Genomic DNA, 17,914 nt, shown 5'->3' with positions numbered 1-17,914 from the left:
CGCCGTGCAGCCCACGAGGGCGAGGACCACCGCCGCGAGCAGACCCGCCGCCGCCCGCCGCGCTCGCCCCCGCACGTCAGTACCGGATCGCGTCGATGACCTTGACCCGGACGGCCACGATCGCCGGGACGAGACCGGCCAGCGCCCCGACGAGGGTCGCCGCGCCGAGACCGAGCAGTGCCGCCTCCGCCGGGAACGGCGGGATGTCCTCGATGCCGTTCTGCTGGATGAAGCCGACGGTGATCGGGTTCGTGACGAGGATCACAGCGATCGCCACCCCGACGACGCCGGCGACCACCGTCGCGACCACGCTCTCCATCATGATCGAGAAGAAGATGCGGCCGGAGGAGGCGCCGAAGCTGCGCCGGATCCCGATCTCGCGGATGCGCTGCCGCACCGTGACGAGGGCGATGTTGAGGAGCCCGAGCGCCCCGAGGGCGAGCACCAGTCCGGCGACGCCGCCGATCACCCAGGTCAGCACCCCGAACGGATCCGAGTCGTACGTCAGGTAGTCCTGGCGGCTCACGTCGGCGTCGATCCCCGGGCCCAGTGCGGCCGCGATGTCGCGCTGCACCGCCTGGGCGAGCGGCTCCGCGATGTCCAGCGGCACCCACATCTCGTAGTTCGGGATCGCTCCGCCGCCGAACGGGTCCTCGACGGCGGGCTCCTCGGCGACGCCCGCGTACCCGTCGGCGAGCATCATCATCGTGGGCTCGGTCTCCCACTGGGTCACCGGGGTCACCCCCACCACGACCGCGGTCGTGTAGCGCTCGGCACCCAGCAGGGTGACCGTGGGGTGCGCGGCGAGGTCGGGTCGCCCGAGGCGGTCCCAGAAGATCTCGCTCACGACGACGGCGGGAGCGAGTCGGAGCTCGTCGCGCTCGGTGAACCAGCTGCCCTCCTCGACCTCGAGGCGGTGCATCTCGGCGTACGGCTGGTCGACCGCCGTGACGGGCACGTCCACGGCTCCGTCCGCGAACTGCACGCGCGCGGATCCGTAGGTCGTGCGGCTCGCGTACGTGATGCCGTAGCGCTCGAGCACCGTCTCCCACGCCGTCTGGAGCGCCGCGGGGTCGACGACGCCGTCGCCGCTCGTCGTGTAGGCGCTGACGTAGAGGCTGGCGGGGCGCCCGCTCGAGCGCTCGGCCTGCTCGATGCTCGCCTGGCGGGCGATGCCGCCGGCTGCGACGACTCCGGTGAGCGCCGCGACGGCGACCGCCACTCCGATGAGCGAGAGCAGCACGCGGCCGCGGTGGATGCGCAGCTCGGTCCACGCCTCGACGATCGCGCCGGCGATGCCGACCAGGCCGCCCATCAGAGCGCGCCCTCGGGGTCGGCCGCGGGCGCGGCGTGCGCGGGTGACCGGTCGTGCAGCGTCCCCGCCGAGGACGCCGTGTCCAGCCGGCCGCGGTCGAGCCGGTAGTGCCGCTCGGCGCGGGAGGCGATCGCCGGGTCGTGCGTGATGGTCACGAGAGCCGAGCCCGATTCGCGGGCGATCTCGTCGAGCAGGCTCATCACGGTCTCCCCCGTGTCGGTGTCGAGTGCGCCGGTGGGCTCGTCGGCCAGGATCAGCCGCGGACGGCGCACCAGTGCGCGCGCGATCGCGATGCGCTGCTGCTCGCCGCCGGACATCCGCCCGGGCGAGGAGTCGACGCGGTGCCCGAGGCCCACGCGCTCGAGCATCTCGGCCGCGATCTCGCGGCGGCGCCAGAACTCGCGTCCGGAGGCGTAGAGCAGCGGGGTCATCACGTTCTCCCGGGCGGTGCGGCCGTCGAGCAGGTTGAACTGCTGGAAGATGAAGCCGATGCTGCCGCCGCGGATCCGCGCCCGCGCCCGCGAGGACAGGGTCTCGGTCGGCCGCCCCTCGAGCAGCATCCGCCCCTCGGTCGGCTCGTCGATCAGGCCGAGGATGTTCAGGAGCGTGGACTTGCCGGAGCCGCTGCGGCCGACGACCGAGACGTGATCGCCCTCCCCCACCTCGAGGTCGACGCCGTCGAGGATCGTCAGCGGGGGCGCGTCGGGCAGCGGGACGACCTTCCGGATCCCCTCGAGCCGGAGGATCGTCACGGGCAGAACACCGAGCCGTCGGGGTTCTGCACGCACTCGCCGCCCTCGACGGCGGCGTCGTTCGCGGTGGCCCCCGGCACGAACTGCAACAGCTCCGCGCCCTCGTCCACGCCTCCCGTGATCTCGACGCTCGAGCCGTCGGTGAGCCCGAGCGTCACCGGGACCTCCTCGGTCGAGCCGTCCTCGGCGAGCCGGAAGACGACTCCCGATTCGGCAGTGCCCTCGACGGCGGTCGTCGGCACCACCAGGACGTTCTCGGCCAGGCCGCCGGCCAGCGTGACGGTAGCGGCGAGGCCGGGGAACACGGTGACCTCTGCGGGCACCTGGCAGCGGAAGCTCGTGCCGGAGCCGGTCGGAGCCGCCTCGCCGCCCGCCGCCTCTCCGGTGCCCTCGCCCGCGAGCGGCGTGGTGATCGCGAGGCCGGTGCAGGTGAACGCGGCCGGGCCTCCGGTGATCGAGACCTGCGCCTCGGTGGGGCGGTCCTGGATCCGGTAGAGCTGCTGAGCGTCGATCGATCCCGTGACGGAGAAGCGGGGCGGAGCGACCTGGCCGGTCACCTCCCCGACCGTCACGGCCTGGTCGTGGATGACGCCGAGGGCGCTGAGCACGCCGTCGGCCTCGGCGTACACGCGCTCGAAGCGCACCGCCGGGGGCGGCTGCGAGACGCTCACGGTGCCGTCGGCCGCGGTGGTCTCGACCGGGTCGCGCACGGTCTCGACGCGGATGTCGTAGACGAGGTCGCCCTCGGCGACCGTCGCGCCCTGCTCGATGTACACGTCGTCGACGGTGCCGACGGCGGTGGCCTTGAGCGGCACGGCCGGGTCGGCGGCGACGGAGCCCTGCAGGGTGAGGTCGTTGGTGATGGTGCCGCGGGCGACGGTCACGACCGGCTCGGTGAGCTCGCCGGACGGGACGGTCGGATCGGCCTCGGCCGCACTGTCCGGGAAGAAGGCGATCTTGACGAGCGCGATGCTCGCCGCTCCGATGATCACCATCCACACGATCGGGAACACCCAACGTCGAACCGCACTCATCTCGTCCCCCGACTCCGCGCACCGCGCTCGCGTGCTCCCCCCGTGGGGCACTGAGGTGAACCTTATCCAGGCTCCGGCGCGTGGAGTGCGGGACTCGGCAGGCGGCGCCGCGGAGTCATCCCTGAGGAGGAGGGAGGGGGACGGCGAGCTTCTCGACGACGCCCGCGACGCGCCGCGCGCGGGTGGCGTCGGCCTCCGCCCCCTCGATCGCGGTGACGTGGGTGCCGCCCAGGGCGGCGATCACCTCGGGCGGGACCTCGATCCCGGTGGTGCGGCCGACCTGGTGCATCGTCGTCGAGAAGCGCATGACGGGAAGCTACTCCCGGGCGGACCGGTTTCCATCGGGGTCCTCAGCAGAGGGACCGAGCGCCGAGCGGACGGCGTCGACCGTCATGCGCCCGTCGGGATCCAGACGGGTCAGCATGCGCGCCATGATGTCGGCGAGCTGCGGGATCTGCTCGGCGTCGAGCGGGTCGATCACGTCGGCGAGCACCGTGGCCACGTGGCCGGGAGCGGTCGCGACGAGCTTCGCCAGCCCCTCCTCGGTGAGGACGGCGTTGGTCGCCCGCCCGTCCGTCGGGCACGGCCGCCGCTCGAGGTAGCCGCGCGCGACGAGCCGGGTGACGACGTGCGACAGCCGCGGCAGCGTCGCGTTCGTGCGGGTCGCGAGCGTGGTCATCCGCAGCGTCCGGTCGGGCGCCTCCGAGAGCATCGCGAGGGTCATGTACTCGAAGTGGGTGAGGCCGGCGTCGCGCTGGAGCTGCTGGTCGAGCGCGCCCGGGAGCAGCTCGACGACCGCGATGAAGCGGATCCACGCACCCAGCTGCTCGGGCGTGAGCCACCGGGGCTCGCTCGGGGATCCGTCGGGCGTCGGCGTTGCAGCGGGCGTCGGGGATCCGGGAGGCATGACGTCACCCTACACCTTTCGTTGCAGCGACAACCTTTTGTCGGGTCACCGCGCCCGGACCGTCCGCTCAGATCACGTCGTCCGAGAGCGCGATCGGCGTGCCGAACCGGTGGTTGGTGATCGAGACGGCCTGCTCGCGCAGGAAGGGCAGCAGCTCGACGCGGCCGGCCGGGGTGACGGGGTTCGCGTGGATCGCGACGTCCGGCGACCCGCCGAGGGCCTCCGCGAGCGCGGAGGCGAGAGGGATCCGCGACCCGTCGGCGCGCTGCAGCGGGATCGGCTTGCCGGTGCTGCCGCGGGTGATGCCGGTGACCACGTCGGTGAAGGACCGCGTCGCGCTGCGGGCGGCGAGCGCCTCCTCGCCGTCGAATCCGGGCGACGCCGCGGCGCCGCCCCCGGGGCCGGCGTACTCGTCGACCCGGTCCGAGACGATGTCGCCGACGATGCGGATGCGCGACGCGGTGATGCGCCCGGCCGCCGCCCGCTCGAGCCACTGCGCGTCCGACTCGACGACCACCTTGGGCACGAGCCCCGCCATCTCGGCGAGCTCGTCGCCCGCGAGGATCTCGAGCACCCGCGGCGGCAGCGGGATCGACGTCGAGACGTCCATCCTCGACCGGGTGAGCAGACCCGCGGCGATGACGCGGAGCAGCTCCCCCAGGTCGCCCCCGTCGGCCAGGCGCAGCGCGATCGGCACCCGCAGGTAGCGGAACAGGTTGCGCTCGACGCCGACCTTCGAGATGTCGGTCACCACTCCGAACTCGGTCGCCCAGGCGAGCTGGTCCGAGAGCGCGGAGCGGCGGAGCAGGTCGAACTGCTCGAACTGCAGCGACGACTGCGCCGCCTCGATGAACTGGCGGGCCCGGTCGTCGAGGCCTCGCAGGTGCAGCGTCGACGACGGGCGGGCGGGCGACGGCTTCCACGAGCCCAGGCCGATCAGGTGGTTCGGGCCGCCCGCCTTCGCGCCGCCGCCGACCGACGAGCGCTTCCAGCCGCCGAACGGCTGCCGGCGCACGATCGCGCCGGTGATGCCGCGGTTGACGTACAGGTTGCCGGCCTCGACGGAGTCGAGCCACACGGCGAGCTCGTCGGCGTGCAGCGAGTGCAGCCCGGCGGTCAGCCCGTAGTCGGTGCCGTTCTGGATCCGGATCGCGTCCTCGAGGGTGGCCGCGTGCATGATCCCGAGGACGGGACCGAAGAACTCGGTGAGGTGGAAGTAGCTGTCCTCGGTCACCCCCTCGCGGACTCCCGGCGACCAGAGCCGACCGCTGTCGTCCAGCTGCCGCGGCTCGACGAGCCACGACTCCCCCGCACCGAGCGTGGTGAGGGCGTGCGCGAGCTTGCCGGTCGGCTTCTCGATCAGCGGTCCCATGACGGAGGCCGGGTCCTCGGGGTACCCCACGCGCAGCGAGGTGACGGCGTCCACGAGCTGAGCGCGGAACCGCTTCGAGCGGGCGACCGACCCGACGAGGATCACCAGCGACGCGGCCGAGCACTTCTGCCCGGCGTGCCCGAATGCGCTCTTCACGATGTCGGCCACTGCGAGGTCGTAGTCCGCGTGGGGCGTCACCACGATCGCGTTCTTCCCGCTCGTCTCGGCGACCAGGGGCAGGTCCGGCCGCCACGAGCGGAAGAGCTTGGCGGTGTCGTACGAGCCCGTGAGGATCACGCGGTCGACGAGCGGATCCGTGATCAGCGCGCGGCCCAGGGACTCCTCGTCGAGGTCGACCAGGGCGAGGAGGTCCTGCGGGACGCCGGCGTCCCAGAGCGCCTCGGCGAGCACCGCCGCCGAGCGCCGCGCCTGCGGGGCGGGCTTCAGCACGACTCCGGATCCCGCGGCGAGCGCCGCGAGCACCGAGCCGGCGGGGATCGCGACCGGGAAGTTCCACGGCGGAGCGACGACCGTGACGCGGGCCGGCACGAAGGTGGCGCCCGTCACCGCGTCGAGCTCGCGCGCGCGGGTGGCGTAGTAGTGGGCGAAGTCGATCGCCTCGGAGACCTCGGGATCGCCCTCGGCGATGGTCTTGCCGGTCTCGGAGGCCATCACCTCGAGGAGCCGGTCGCGGTTCGCGGCGAGCGCGAGCCCGGCGCGGTCGAGGATCGCCGCGCGGTCGTAGCCCAGCCGCTCGCCCCATCGCTGAGCCCGCCGTTCGACGGTGCGCAGCAGCTCCTGCAGCGCCTCCGGAGTCGTGATCCGCGCGGCGTCGGCCGTGGCGGTGCCGATCGTGGAGGTGGCGAGCCGCCCGGTGATCAGGCGCGCCCAGCGGCGGTTGCCGGGCAGAGACGGGTCGGTGTCCGGCTCGTTGCGGAACCCGGCGGTCGCCGCGGCCGCTCCGGAGCCGCGGCTGAGCCCGAGGACCGCCTCGGTGAGCCCGGCGGCCGCGGGGTCGACGGAGTGCTCGCCGGCGCGCGCGTGCTCCTGCACGAGGCGCCGACCCGATCCCGACGACCACTCGCGCAGCCTGTCCTGCGTGCGGTTCGGCGCCGGCAGGCGGTCGTCGAGCGCCTCGAGCGAGAGCCGGAACCGCTCCAGCTCGCGCTGGAAGACGCTCTCGTCCTCGAGCTCGAAGACGGCCGACAGGAAGTTCTCGGGGCTCGCGTTCTCCTCCAGGCGCCGCATCAGGTACGAGATCGCCACGTCGAACTCGCGCGGGTGCACCACGGGCGTGTAGAGGAGCAGCTGCCCGACGTCCTCCCGGATCGCCCGCGCGAGCCCGGTCGCCATGCCGAGGAGCATCTCGATGTCGACCGCCTCGACCACGCCCCGCTCGTTCGCGAGGATCCAGGCGTGGGCGACGTCGAACAGATTGTGGCCGGCGACCCCGATCCGCACGGCGTCGGTGCGCGCCGGGTCGAACGCCCAGTCGAGCAGGCGCTTGTAGTTGGTGTCGGCCTCGGCCTTGCTCCCGACGGTCGCGACCGGCCAGTCGTGGATCGCGGCGTCCACCCGCTCCATGGCGAGGTTCGCGCCCTTCACCACGCGCACCTTGATCCGCGCCCCGCCGCGCGCGCGGCGCCCGGTCGCCCAGGCGGTCAGGTCCTGCAGCACGCCCAGGGCGTCGGGCAGGTAGGCCTGCAGCACGATGCCGGCCTCCAGCTCGAGCAGGTTCGGGTGGTCGAGGAGGCGGCGGAAGACGGCGACCGTGAGGTCGAGGTCGCGGTACTCCTCCATGTCGAGGTTGATGAACTTGGGGGTCGGGCTCATCGCCGCCGTCTCGTAGAGCGGAGTGAGCCGCTCGACGATCCGCTCGACCGCCTCGTCGAAGGCCCACATCGAGAGCTGGCTCGCGATGCTCGAGACCTTGATGCTGACGTAGTCGACGTCGGGGCGCTCGAGGAGCACCCTCGTCCCCTCCAGCCGCCGCAGCGCCTCGCGCTCGCCGAGCACGGCCTCGCCGAGGAGGTTGAGGTTCAGCCGGTCGCCGCCCTCGCGCAGCGACGCGATCGCCGAGCCGAGGCGGGCGTCGGAGGCGTCGACCACCAGGTGGCCGACCAGCTGCCGCAGCACGCGCCGGGCCGCCGGGACGACGATCCAGGGCAGGACGGGGCCCACGGCACCGCCCGTGGCGACCGCCGCGCGGAGGTACGGAGGGAGGAAGGCGGGGGTCTTGGGGGTGAGCGCCGCGAGGTTCTCGGCGGCGACCGAGAGGTCCTCCGGTCGGGCCACGCCGTCGACGAAGCCGGCTGTGAAGTCGAGTCCGTTCAGGTCCTGCAGCACGCCGGCCAGGCGGCGGGCGGCGGGGTCGGCCTCGAAGGCGCGGCTGCGGATGAGCCAGCGGCGCGCGAGCTTCTCGACGCGCTCGAGCATCGGCTCCACGTCGTCGAACTCGGGCTTGCGGCGCGGCAGACGCAGCGCCTCGCCGGTGTGGTACTGGCCGGTCTCGCTCAGAGCGCCCCGATCGACGGGACGCGCACCGGGCGCGCCCTCGGAGCGCGGCTGCCGGCGCTGCTCGCGCTGCTGCGGCTGCTGGTCCTCGGGCGCGGAGTGCTCGGCCTGCTCCTCGCCGGCCTCCGGCGCGTCGATCGGCACCTCGTGCTCCGGGTCGTTCCCGGGCACGGCTGAGGACGTCGACTGCTCCATCCCACGAGGCTATGCCCGAGGCGGCGGCCAGGCGGGGCGTGTCGCCCCCCTCGTACCGACTCCTCGGGGAAGAGACGTCCGGGAAGCGACCTCTGGGAAGACTCCCCCTTCCCGTCGGGTGTGGTGGACGCCGGTGGGGGCGAGCGGGACGATGGGCGCACCCGAACACCCCGCTCGCGATCGAAGACCCGATGGATCCGCTGCCCGTCCCGCGTGCCGCGATGATCGCCGCGCAGGCGCTGATCGACAGCACGGCCGCCTTCGACGGCGAGGCGACCGGCCCGATGAACCTGGCCGTCCTCGAGCGCGCGCTGAGCCCGATCGAGGAGGGCGTGGTCGACGCCGACGGAGTGGTCGTGCCGACCGCGTCGGACGTGGCGGGAGCCTCCGTCATCTGCCTCACCTGGCTGACCGGGCGCCTGGCCGAGTCCAGCGGGCGCTCGAGCGAGGAGATCCTCTTCTCGCTGCGCGAGTTCGTCACCGAGGCGCTGCGCAGCGACGCCGACTGAGCGGGGCCGTCGCCCCCGCGGCGCCGGACTCGCGTCCCGCCTCCGGGCCGACCACACTGGCCTGCATGGCGCGAAGCACAGTCCGACGCGATCGGCACCGGCCCCTGGACGTCTCGGACCGCGAGCGCAGCGGCACCGCGCCCGGCCCGCGTCCCGCCGCGCCGCCGTCCGATCCGGCGGTCGACGTGGTGATCGTCGGCGCCGGCCACAACGGCCTGGTCGCCGCGGCCTACCTCGCGCAGGCCGGACTCGACGTGCTGGTCCTCGAGCGGAGCGCGCGCACGGGCGGTGCCGCCGTGTCGGAGTACCCGTTCCGCGGCGTCGAGGCCCGGCTCAGCCGCTACTCCTACCTGGTGAGCCTGCTGCCGCGCACGATCCTCGACGACCTCCGGATCGACGTGCCGCTCGTGCGGCGCCGCTACTCCTCCTACACCCCCGATCCCGCGGACCCCACCCGCGGCCTGCTCGTCGACACGCACGACGCGCAGGCGACCGCCGCCTCCTTCGCCCGGCTCGGCTCCCCGGCCGACGCCGAGGGCTTCGCCGGCTTCTCGCGCCTCACCTCGACGGCCGCGACGGCGCTCTGGCCGACGCTCACCCAGCCGCTGCTGCGACGCGAGGAGGCGCGGCGGCTCGTGGCCGACGACTCCGTCTGGAGTGCGCTCATCGAGCGCCCGATCGGGGAGGCGATCCAGCGGAGCGCCGAGAACGACCTCGCACGCGGCGTCCTGCTGACGGACGCCCTCATCGGCACCTTCGCCGGCGCGGCCGACGCCGACCTCGCGCAGAACCGCTGCCTGCTCTACCACGTGATCGGCGGCGGGACGGGCGACTGGGACGTCCCGGTCGGCGGCATGGGCTCGGTCTCGGGCGCCCTGGACCGCGCGGCCCGCGACGCCGGCGCCCGGATCCTGACCGGGGCGGAGGTGACCGCGATCGGAGCCGACGGCGACGTCGTCTACCGCCGGGGCCCGCGCAGCCGCCGGGTCCGTGCGCGGTTCGTGCTCTCGAACGTGGCGCCCTTCGTCCTCGACCGGCTGATGGACGGCGGGTCGGGCGTCGGCGGCCCGCCGCCGGAGGGCGCCCAGGTCAAGATCAACCTCGTGCTGCGGCGCCTGCCGCGGCTGCGCGACGAGAGCGTCTCACCGGAGGCGGCCTTCGGCGGCACCTTCCACGTGAACGAGGGCTGGGACGCCCTGGAGTCGGCCTTCCGCGCGGCGGGCAGGGGCCGCACGCCCACCCCGATCCCGTGCGAGATCTACTGCCACTCGCTGACCGACCCGACGATCCTCTCGCCCGAGCTGGCCGCCTCGGGAGCGCACACCCTCACCGTCTTCGCCCTGCACACCCCCGACCGCTGGCTGACCGCCGAGAACAACGCGTCGACCAGGCAGCGGCTGCAGGAGGAGATCCTCGACTCGATCGACTCGGTGCTCGCCGAGCCGATCCGCGACCTGATCCTGCTCGACGCCGACGGCGCCCCGTGCCTCGAGACGCGCACCACGCACGATCTCGAGGAGAGCCTGGGCCTGCCGGGCGGCAGCATCTTCCACGGACCCCTCTCCTGGCCGTTCGCCGAGGACGACGAGCCGCTGGACACTCCGGCGCAGCGCTGGGGCGTCGCGACCGCGCATCCGCGCGTGCTGGTCTGCGGTGCGGGAGCACGGCGGGGCGGCGGCGTCTCGGGACTCGGCGGGCACAACGCGGCGATGGCGGTGCTGGAGGAGCTCGGCGCCTGATCCTCGAGGCGGCTGATCCTCGACGGGCCTGATCCTCGACGGGCCTGATCCTCGACGGGCCTGATCCTCGACGTGCCTGATCCTCGGATGGGCGTGATCATCGGGCGCGTGGCGCCGGGACGTCACGCCCTCAGTGCCACCGGTGGTCCTGGATGGTCATCCGCGGCCCGTGGCGCGGCTTCCGCGCACCGCTGCAGCCGATCAGCCGGATGATCCGCTGCCGGTGCCCGCGCCACGGCTCGAGCAGCTCGAGCATGCCGTCGTCGTCGACTCCGAGGCGGCCGGTGAGGGCGAAGCCCACCGCCGCAGCGAGGTGGTAGTCGCCCACGCTGACCGCGTCCGGATCACCGTGCGCGCGCATCATCACCTCGGAGGCGGTCCACGCGCCGATCCCGGGCACCGAGCGCAGTCGCGACTCGACCTGCGCGCCGCCGCGCCCGAGGGTCAGCGTGCGCTCGAGTCCCGGCGCCACGAGCGCGGCGGTGAGCAGGGTGCGCGAGCGGCGCGGATCCACTCCTGCGCGGTGCCACTCCCACGACGGGATGCGGCGCCACTGCTCGGCCGTCGGCGCCACGTGCAGGGGCACGGGCACCGGGCCGGGGGCGGGATCGCCGTAGCGGCGGACCAGCGCCCGGTACGCCCGCCACGCCTCGGTGCTCGTCACCTTCTGCTCGAGGATCGACGGCGCCAGCATCTCGAAGACCAGCCCGGCACGGGCGAGCCGCAGGCCCTCGACCCGGCGCAGCACGTCGGCCAGGGGCCGGTGCGAGGAGAGGTCGAGGCCGCTCCAGTCGTCGCCGTGCCCCAGGAGCTCGGGCACCTGCGCGATCAGCCACTCCGCACCCTCGCCCCACGCCCGTGCGCGCACCGAGCCGTCGACCGCCTGCACGAGCTGCAGGGTGCCTGCGCCGTGGGGCGTGCGGAAGGCCTTCCAGAAGCCGGAGGCGTCGATCAGCATCGTGGGGTCGCCCGTGCCGCGCAGCAGCGTGCGGACGGTGAGCGCGAGGCTCACCGGCACGGCGGGCGCGTAGACCGTCGCCCGGACGGGCTCGGGAGCAGGAGGGGCGGATGTCACGCAGCGATGCTAATCGCGCCCTCCGACACCGCCGGACGAGCTCGGCCGCGAGGGCGGCGACAGCCCTCCCGCACTGACTCTTCGGAGCCGGCGCGATGCCCGGATTGGATCAGGACCGATGACCACATGCGCAGATTTTTCTCGCCGATTCCGCTGGTCAGAGGCCTCTTCACGGGCGTAGCTTCGCGCTGTCGCGACGGCGTTCAGTCGTCCGGCATCCGCCTATCACTGGAGATGCGCACATGTTCGACACGACCTTCATCCGCAAGGCGATCGTCAGGAGCTCCGAGACCGCTCTGGACCGTCGCCGCTTCTTCGAGGCCACCGGCGTCGCCGGCCTCGGCATCGGCGCGGCCGCTTTGGCCGCCGCCCCCTCCGCCGCCGCTGCCGACCAGGCGCCCGGCGGACCGAGCGACGGCTCGATCCTGAACTTCGCCCTCAACCTCGAGTACCTCGAGGCCGAGTTCTACCTCCGCGCCGTCACCGGCCGGGGCCTGGACGCCGCCGATGCCACCGGTGTCGGCACCCCCGGCTCCGTCACCGGCGGTCGCGCCGTGCCGTTCAAGACCCCGTGGCTCAAGTCGGTCGCGACCGAGATCGCCCAGGACGAGCGGGCTCACGTGAAGTTCCTCCGCAAGGCGATCGGCACCTCGGCTGTCGCGCGACCCGCGATCAACCTCCAGGCGAGCTTCAACGCTGCCGCCGCGGCGGCCGGACTGATCGCTCCCGGAGGCACCTTCGACCCGTTCCTGAACGAGCAGAACTTCCTGCTCGGCGCGTTCGTGTTCGAGGACGTCGGAGTCACGGCGTACAAGGGCGCCGCTCCCCTGATCGACTCGCCGACGTACCTCGAGGCGGCCGCCGGCATCCTCGCGGTCGAGGCCTACCACGCGGGCACCATCCGCTCGTCGCTCTACGCGCTCGGACTCGACGTCGCCGCGGGCAAGCTCTCGGACGCCCGCGACTCCCTCGACGGGGCGGCGACCGATCTCGACCAGGGCATCAAGGTGAACGGCGCGGCGAACATCCAGCCGACCGACGCCAACGGCATCGCGTTCAGCCGCAGCCCCGGCCAGGTGCTGAACATCGTCTACCTGAACCCGAAGGCGACCACCAAGGGCGGGTTCTTCCCGAACGGAGTCAACGGCGAGCTCAACGCGAGCTCGGCCGGCTAGTCCACCGTCACTGCACGACGACGGGCCCTTCCTCGAGGCGGCGAGGAGGGGCCCGTCGTCGCGTCCGGACCGGCGGCCGGCCCTCCCTCGGCCCCGCAGGTGCACCGCGGACTCCGGCGTCCTCTACTCTGAGCGGGTGAAGATCGGGATCCTGACCTCCGGGGGCGACTGCCCCGGCCTCAACGCCGTCATCCGCGGTGCCGTCTACAAGGGCATCAAGGTGTACGACCAGGAGTTCGTGGGCTTCCGCGGTGGCTGGCGGGGAGTGGTGGACGGCGACATCATGCCGCTCGAGCGCTCCGACATCCAGGGCATCGCGAAGCAGGGCGGCACGATCCTCGGCACGAGCCGCACGAACCCCTTCGAGGGCGAGAACGGCGGCCCCGAGAAGATCGCCGCGATGATGGAGCGCAACGGCATCGACTCGATCATCGCGATCGGCGGAGAGGGCACGCTCGCCGCGGCGAAGCGCCTGACCGACGCGGGTCTCAAGATCGTCGGCGTCCCCAAGACCATCGACAACGACCTCGGCGCCACCGACTACACCTTCGGCTTCGACACCGCCGTCGGCATCGCGACCGACGCGATGGACCGCCTCCGCACCACGGGCGACTCGCACGGCCGCTGCATGGTCGCCGAGGTCATGGGCCGCCACGTCGGCTGGATCGCGCTGCACTCCGGCATGGCCGCCGGCGCGCACGTCATCCTCATCCCCGAGAAGCGCACGTCGATCGATCAGATCGTCGAGTGGGTGCAGAGCGCACAGGACCGCGGTCGTGCGCCGCTCGTCGTCGTCGCCGAGGGCTTCTCGCTCGACACGATGGACGACGCCCACTCCGAGCGCGGCCTCGACGCCTTCGGCCGCCCGCGCCTGGGCGGCATCGGCGAGATGCTCGCCCCCATGATCGAGGAGCGCACGGGCATCGAGACCCGCGCCACCACGCTCGGCCACATCCAGCGCGGAGGAACGCCCACCGCGTTTGACCGCGTCCTCGCGACCCGCCTGGGCATGGCCGCGATCGACTCCGTCGTCGCCGAGCACTGGGGCCGCATGGTGGCGCTGCGCGGCACCGACATCTACCACGTCGACTTCGCCGAGGCCCTCGGCACCCTCAAGACCGTGCCGGACTCCCGGTACGAGGAGGCGCGCACGCTCTTCGGCTGAGCGGCGCCGCCTCCCCGACGGGGTCGAGGCGACGGGAGGGTCAGCCCTTCGCGCCGTCCGGTGTCGCCGTCGCGACGATCTGCGCGCGGCCCAGCGTGTGGAAGTGGACGTTGAAGCCCAGGATCGCCGGCGTCGACTCCGGGTCGAGGTCGAGGCGCTCGACGTCGAGGGCGTGCACGACGAAGAAGTAGCGGTGCTCGCGGTCCGGCGGCGCCGCTCCGATGAACTGGCGCAGCCGCATCTCGTTCGGCAGCGTCTGCGCGCCGTGCGGCAGCAGCTCGAAGCCGGCCGCCCCCGCGCCCGTCGGCAGCTCGGTCGTGGCGGCGGGCAGGTTGTAGAGCGCCCAGTGCCAGAAGCCCGAGCCCGTCGGCGCGTCCGGGTCGAAGACGGTCACCGCGAAGCTCTTCGTGCCCTCGGGCGCTCCCGACCAGGCGAGATGCGGGGAGACGTCCTCGCCGCCCAAGCCCTCGCCGTAGTGGCGGGCGGCCATCGGGGCGCCGTCGGCGACGTCGTCGCTGGTGAGGGTGAAGGACGGCACCTCCCCGAGGCGGGCGTAGGGGTCGTAGTTCCAGTCGGACATCGGGTCTCCGTTCGGACGGGGCGACCCGCGATCGCGGGCCCTCTCCAGGGTACGAACGCACGCGACGAGGGCCAGGGCTTGCGGAGCACCTGCTCAGGAGCCGAGGTAGCGTCCGGGCCGGTGGTTGAACGCGAGCACGAGGTTGAGCACCACGACCCCGGCCGCCGAGATCAGCACGTTCACCGGCGGTACCACGAGCAGCGCGGCCACGACGACGCAGGCGTCGAGCGCCATCATCACGTAGCCGGCCCGCCAGCCGAGCCGCTCCTGCGCGATCAGGGCGACGATGCTGAAGCCGCCCAGGCTCGAGCCGTGCCGGAACAGGATCAGCAGGCCGATGCCCGCGAGAACGTCGCCCGTGAGCACTCCGTAGACCGGCTCGATGCTCAGCATGCCGAACGCGAGCGGATGCAGTCCCGCCAGCACCGAGACGAGCACGATCGAGAACATCGTGCGCAGGGTGAAGCGCCAGCCCTTCTTCCACAGCGACAGCGCGAGGAACGGGATGTTGACGACCACGAGGATCACGCCGAACGGGATCGGCAGCGGATAGCCCAGGAGCAGCGCCAGCCCCGCGGTGCCGCCGGTGACGGCCTCGCTCGCCCGCAGGAGGAACAGGCCCAGCGAGACGACGAACGCTCCGGTCACCAGCCCGAAGACGTCCTCGATCCGGGAATGCGGCAGGGTGGCGGAGGCGTCGGTCACCCGCCGATGCTGCCACAGCCGTGTTGCGGCACCGTTTCCCGAGCGGCCGCACCCTCGTAGGATGTGCCGGTGCTGCCGAAGATCCTGCTGTTCTACCGCTTCGTGCCGCTCGCCGACCCCGAGGCGATCCGGCTCTGGCAGCGCGAGCTGTGCGAGTCGCTGGGCCTGCGCGGTCGGCTGCTCGTCTCGAAGGACGGGCTGAACGGCACGCTCGGCGGCGAGATGGGGGCGCTCAAGCGCTACCTCCGCCGCACGAAGGAGCATCCGGCGTTCCGGGGCCTGGACGCGAAGTGGAGTGAGGGGTCCGGCCTGGACGAGGACGGCGCGAGCGTCGACTTCCCCGGGCTCTCGGTCAAGGTGCGCGACGAGATCGTCTCGTTCGGCGCTCCGGACGAGCTCCGCGTGGACGAGCACGGCGTCGTGGGCACCGGCGTCAAGCTGCAGCCCGACGAGCTCGACGCGCTCGTCGCGGAGCGCGACGACGTGGTCTTCTTCGACGGCCGCAACGCCTTCGAGGCCGCGATCGGCCGCTTCGACGGCGCCGTGGTGCCCAGCGTCGCGAGCACGCGCGACTTCGTCGAGCAGCTCGACTCCGGTGTCTACGACCATCTGAAGGGCCGCCCCGTCGTCACGTACTGCACCGGGGGCATCCGCTGCGAGGTGCTCTCGAGCCTGATGACGGCGCGCGGCTTCGGCGAGGTGTACCAGCTCGACGGCGGGATCGCCCGGTACGGCGAGGCGCGACGCGACTCCGGGCTCTGGCGCGGAGCGCTGTACGTCTTCGACGGCCGCGGGTCGCTGACCTTCTCGCCCGACGCCGAGGTGATCGGGCGCTGCGCCGGGTGCGCCGCCCCGACGAGCCGGATGCGCAACTGCTCCGATCCCGCCTGCCGTGCCCAGCTGGTGGTGTGCGGGGAGTGCGACGGGCTCGCCTGCGCGCGGCACCGGGCAGACCCTAGGGTCGGGGCATGAGCATCGAAGCGCGCGGACGCACCCTCGTCGACCTCCACACCGACCCCGAGCTGCTGAGCGTGGTGAACGTCTGGGACGCGGTCTCGGCGTCCACCGTCGCGGCCCTGCCCGCCACCCGCGCCCTCGCGACCGCGAGCCACTCCATCGCCGCGACGTTCGGCTACGAGGACGGCGAGCGGATCCCGCTGGATCTGCACCTGGGCATGATCGCCCGCATCGTCGCCGCGGTCGAGGTCCCGGTCTCGGCCGACCTCGAGGCCGGTTACGGCGACGCGGGCGAGACCGTCCGCCGCGCGATCGAGGTCGGCGTCGTCGGCGCGAATCTCGAGGACCAGGCGAAGCCGCTCGCCGACGCGCTGCGCTCCGTCGAGAAGGCCGTCGCGGCCGCCGAGGAGGAGGCCGTGCCCTTCGCCCTGAACGCGCGGACCGACGTGTTCCTGCGCGCGGGCGACCGCGACCGCTCCGAGGTCCTCGCGGACGCCGTCGAGCGCGGCCGCGCCTATCTCGACGCGGGCGCCACCTGCTTCTTCGTGCCGGGCCTGCTCCAGGACGCCGAGATCGAGGCGCTCGTCGCCGCGCTCGGCCGGCAGCGGATCAGCGTGATCGGCGTTCCGGGGTCGCAGTCCCCCGCCCGCTTCGAGGAGTGGGGCGTCGCCCGCATCTCGTACGGTCCGTGGACGCAGCGCGTGGCGCTGACCGCCCTGCAGGACACGGCGAGCGCCCTCTACTCCGGCGGCGCGCTGCCCGAGGGCACGCGGGCGCTGAACTGAGCACCGCCTGAGCCTTCCGGGACGGGGGCGCCCTCCCGGGCGTAGCGTGGGCCCATGTTCCGAGCCATCGTCGTCGAGCAGCAGGACTCCTCCGACACCGCCGTCCCGAACCGCGCCTCGCTCGTCGAGCGCGACGAACCCGATCGTGCCCACGGCGACGTGGTGGTCGCCGTCGAGTACTCGAGCGTCAACTACAAGGACGCCCTCGCACTCGCAGGCCGTCCCGGCATCGTCCGGCGCCCGCCGCTGGTCGCCGGGATCGACCTCGTCGGCACCGTCGAGTACGCCGACGGCGCGGCGGCCGAGCGCTTCGACTCCGGCGACCGCGTGGTGCTGAACGGCGCCGGGCTCGGCGAGCGGGTCGACGGGGGGCTCGCCGAGAGGGCCCGTGTCGACTCCGCCTCGCTCCTGCGCCTGCCGGGAGCGATCTCCTCGGCGAGGGCCGGGGCGATCGGCACCGCCGGCTTCACCGCGATGCTCGCGGTGCTCGCGCTGGAGAAGCACGGCATCCGACCCGGCGCCGGGCCCGTGCTCGTCACGGGAGCGGCGGGCGGAGTCGGCTCGATCGCCGTCGCGCTGCTCGCGCGGCTGGGCCACGAGGTCGTCGCGTCCTCGGGCCGCTCCGTCGAGCAGGGCGACTTCCTGCGCCGCCTCGGCGCCGCGGAGGTCGTCGATCGTGCCGAACTGCAGGACGCGGGCAAGCCGCTGCAGTCCGAGCGCTGGGCGGGCGCCGTCGACTCCGTCGGCTCGCACACGCTCGCCAACGCGCTCGCGCAGACCCGCTGGGGCGGCGCCGTCGCGGCCTGCGGACTGGCGCAGGGCCCGGACCTGCCGACGAGCGTGATGCCGTTCATCCTGCGCGGAGTGACGCTCGCGGGCGTCAACTCGGTGGAGGCGCCGCGCAAGCTCCGCGAGGAGGCCTGGCGGCGCCTCGCGCACGACCTCGATCTCGAGCTGCTCGACGAGCTCACGACGACGGTGTCGCTGAGCGGCGCCCTCGACATCGCCGGGGACGTCCTCGCGGGGAAGGTGCGCGGCCGAACGCTCGTCGACGTCCGGGCGTGACCGCGCGATCGCACCGGAGCGGGTAACCGCGCCGAAACAGGGCCTGCGTAGGGTCGGCCGCATGAGCACC

At 73.3% G+C, this 17,914-nt stretch carries 16 protein-coding genes; 7 read left to right on the top strand and 9 right to left on the bottom strand.

All coding sequences use genetic code 11. The features are described from left to right. Window positions 1-76: 76 nt before the first annotated feature. From AC0CID_RS17250 to AC0CID_RS17225, 6 genes are all read right to left on the bottom strand, one after another. A complete protein-coding gene (locus AC0CID_RS17250) occupies window positions 77-1,315 on the bottom strand; it encodes an ABC transporter permease (protein WP_465227778.1) in 1,239 nt (412 codons plus the stop codon). Beyond that, on the bottom strand, window positions 1,315-2,067 hold the full coding sequence (locus AC0CID_RS17245) for an ABC transporter ATP-binding protein (protein ID WP_465227777.1): 753 nt from the start codon (window positions 2,065-2,067) through the stop codon (window positions 1,315-1,317). Before AC0CID_RS17245 ends, AC0CID_RS17250 begins: the two co-directional genes overlap by 1 nt. Further along, window positions 2,064-3,062, bottom strand: a complete 999-nt coding sequence (locus AC0CID_RS17240; RefSeq protein ID WP_465227776.1) for an efflux RND transporter periplasmic adaptor subunit — start codon at window positions 3,060-3,062, stop codon at window positions 2,064-2,066. Before AC0CID_RS17240 ends, AC0CID_RS17245 begins: the two co-directional genes overlap by 4 nt. A 154-nt stretch (window positions 3,063-3,216) precedes the next feature. After that, entirely contained in the window at window positions 3,217-3,408 is a 192-nt protein-coding gene (locus tag AC0CID_RS17235; RefSeq protein ID WP_207403058.1) for a hypothetical protein, read from the bottom strand. Window positions 3,409-3,417: 9 nt separating this feature from the next. Next, window positions 3,418-4,008 (bottom strand): MarR family winged helix-turn-helix transcriptional regulator, encoded by a 591-nt coding sequence (locus AC0CID_RS17230; RefSeq protein ID WP_207403059.1) that lies wholly within the window; start codon window positions 4,006-4,008, stop codon window positions 3,418-3,420. A gap of 67 nt (window positions 4,009-4,075) precedes the next feature. Next, entirely contained in the window at window positions 4,076-7,816 is a 3,741-nt protein-coding gene (locus tag AC0CID_RS17225; RefSeq protein WP_465228130.1) for a bifunctional proline dehydrogenase/L-glutamate gamma-semialdehyde dehydrogenase, read from the bottom strand. Window positions 7,817-8,280: 464 nt separating this feature from the next. Between AC0CID_RS17225 and AC0CID_RS17220 the strand changes: the two genes are divergently transcribed. Together AC0CID_RS17220 and AC0CID_RS17215 are read left to right on the top strand one after the other, a co-directional pair. Continuing rightward, window positions 8,281-8,598 (top strand): hypothetical protein, encoded by a 318-nt coding sequence (locus tag AC0CID_RS17220; protein WP_465227775.1) that lies wholly within the window; start codon window positions 8,281-8,283, stop codon window positions 8,596-8,598. A gap of 65 nt (window positions 8,599-8,663) precedes the next feature. Next, window positions 8,664-10,337, top strand: coding sequence for a phytoene desaturase family protein (locus AC0CID_RS17215; RefSeq protein WP_465227774.1), 1,674 nt, complete (start codon window positions 8,664-8,666; stop codon window positions 10,335-10,337). A 130-nt stretch (window positions 10,338-10,467) separates the two neighbouring features. Here AC0CID_RS17215 and AC0CID_RS17210 read toward each other — a convergent pair whose 3' ends face one another. Next, a complete protein-coding gene (locus AC0CID_RS17210) occupies window positions 10,468-11,412 on the bottom strand; it encodes a DNA-3-methyladenine glycosylase family protein (protein ID WP_465227773.1) in 945 nt (314 codons plus the stop codon). A 242-nt stretch (window positions 11,413-11,654) separates the two neighbouring features. Between AC0CID_RS17210 and AC0CID_RS17205 the strand changes: the two genes are divergently transcribed. Further along, window positions 11,655-12,587: a ferritin-like domain-containing protein gene (locus tag AC0CID_RS17205; RefSeq protein ID WP_251947694.1), complete on the top strand. Its 933-nt coding sequence runs from the start codon at window positions 11,655-11,657 to the stop codon at window positions 12,585-12,587. A gap of 136 nt (window positions 12,588-12,723) precedes the next feature. Continuing rightward, window positions 12,724-13,752, top strand: a complete 1,029-nt coding sequence (locus tag AC0CID_RS17200) for a 6-phosphofructokinase (protein ID WP_465227772.1) — start codon at window positions 12,724-12,726, stop codon at window positions 13,750-13,752. Window positions 13,753-13,792: 40 nt separating this feature from the next. Here the strand turns inward: AC0CID_RS17200 and AC0CID_RS17195 are convergent, their stop codons facing one another. Together AC0CID_RS17195 and AC0CID_RS17190 are read right to left on the bottom strand one after the other, a co-directional pair. Then, a complete protein-coding gene (locus AC0CID_RS17195; protein WP_465227771.1) occupies window positions 13,793-14,332 on the bottom strand; it encodes a YbhB/YbcL family Raf kinase inhibitor-like protein in 540 nt (179 codons plus the stop codon). A 93-nt stretch (window positions 14,333-14,425) separates the two neighbouring features. Continuing rightward, entirely contained in the window at window positions 14,426-15,037 is a 612-nt protein-coding gene (locus AC0CID_RS17190; protein WP_465227770.1) for a YitT family protein, read from the bottom strand. 72 nt (window positions 15,038-15,109) lie between these two features. Here AC0CID_RS17190 and trhO point away from each other — a divergent pair, with 72 nt between their 5' ends. The 3 genes from trhO to AC0CID_RS17175 are packed head-to-tail and all read left to right on the top strand — an operon-like array spanning window position 15,110 to window position 17,844. Further along, window positions 15,110-16,009 carry an oxygen-dependent tRNA uridine(34) hydroxylase TrhO gene (gene trhO, locus AC0CID_RS17185; protein ID WP_465228129.1) on the top strand — a complete coding sequence of 300 codons (900 nt, stop codon included), beginning with the start codon at window positions 15,110-15,112 and terminating at the stop codon, window positions 16,007-16,009. Further along, window positions 16,006-16,779 (top strand): isocitrate lyase/PEP mutase family protein, encoded by a 774-nt coding sequence (locus tag AC0CID_RS17180; protein ID WP_465227769.1) that lies wholly within the window; start codon window positions 16,006-16,008, stop codon window positions 16,777-16,779. The genes trhO and AC0CID_RS17180 overlap by 4 nt, the downstream gene beginning before the upstream one ends. Window positions 16,780-16,833: 54 nt before the next feature. Then, entirely contained in the window at window positions 16,834-17,844 is a 1,011-nt protein-coding gene (locus tag AC0CID_RS17175) for an MDR family oxidoreductase (RefSeq protein ID WP_465227768.1), read from the top strand. The last annotated feature ends 70 nt before the right edge of the window (window positions 17,845-17,914 follow it).

This window comes from Rathayibacter sp. AC451 (assembly GCF_979253095.1).
The sequence above is the reverse complement of the archived record's forward strand: the minus strand, read 5'-3'. Positions and strand labels throughout refer to the sequence as shown.

Excerpts from the sequence above, each read along its gene's own strand:
- AC0CID_RS17250 (WP_465227778.1), bottom strand. The coding sequence starts at position 1,315 with ATGGGCGGCCTGGTCGGCATCGCCGGCGCGATCGTCGAGGCGTGGACC.
- AC0CID_RS17240 (WP_465227776.1), bottom strand. The coding sequence starts at position 3,062 with ATGGTGATCATCGGAGCGGCGAGCATCGCGCTCGTCAAGATCGCCTTC.
- AC0CID_RS17235 (WP_207403058.1), bottom strand. The coding sequence starts at position 3,408 with ATGCGCTTCTCGACGACGATGCACCAGGTCGGCCGCACCACCGGGATC.
- AC0CID_RS17230 (WP_207403059.1), bottom strand. The coding sequence starts at position 4,008 with ATGCCTCCCGGATCCCCGACGCCCGCTGCAACGCCGACGCCCGACGGA.
- AC0CID_RS17225 (WP_465228130.1), bottom strand. The coding sequence starts at position 7,816 with ATGCTCGAGCGCGTCGAGAAGCTCGCGCGCCGCTGGCTCATCCGCAGC.
- AC0CID_RS17220 (WP_465227775.1), top strand. The coding sequence starts at position 8,281 with ATGGATCCGCTGCCCGTCCCGCGTGCCGCGATGATCGCCGCGCAGGCG.
- AC0CID_RS17215 (WP_465227774.1), top strand. The coding sequence starts at position 8,664 with ATGGCGCGAAGCACAGTCCGACGCGATCGGCACCGGCCCCTGGACGTC.
- AC0CID_RS17205 (WP_251947694.1), top strand. The coding sequence starts at position 11,655 with ATGTTCGACACGACCTTCATCCGCAAGGCGATCGTCAGGAGCTCCGAG.
- AC0CID_RS17195 (WP_465227771.1), bottom strand. The coding sequence starts at position 14,332 with ATGTCCGACTGGAACTACGACCCCTACGCCCGCCTCGGGGAGGTGCCG.
- AC0CID_RS17180 (WP_465227769.1), top strand. The coding sequence starts at position 16,006 with ATGAGCATCGAAGCGCGCGGACGCACCCTCGTCGACCTCCACACCGAC.
- AC0CID_RS17175 (WP_465227768.1), top strand. The coding sequence starts at position 16,834 with ATGTTCCGAGCCATCGTCGTCGAGCAGCAGGACTCCTCCGACACCGCC.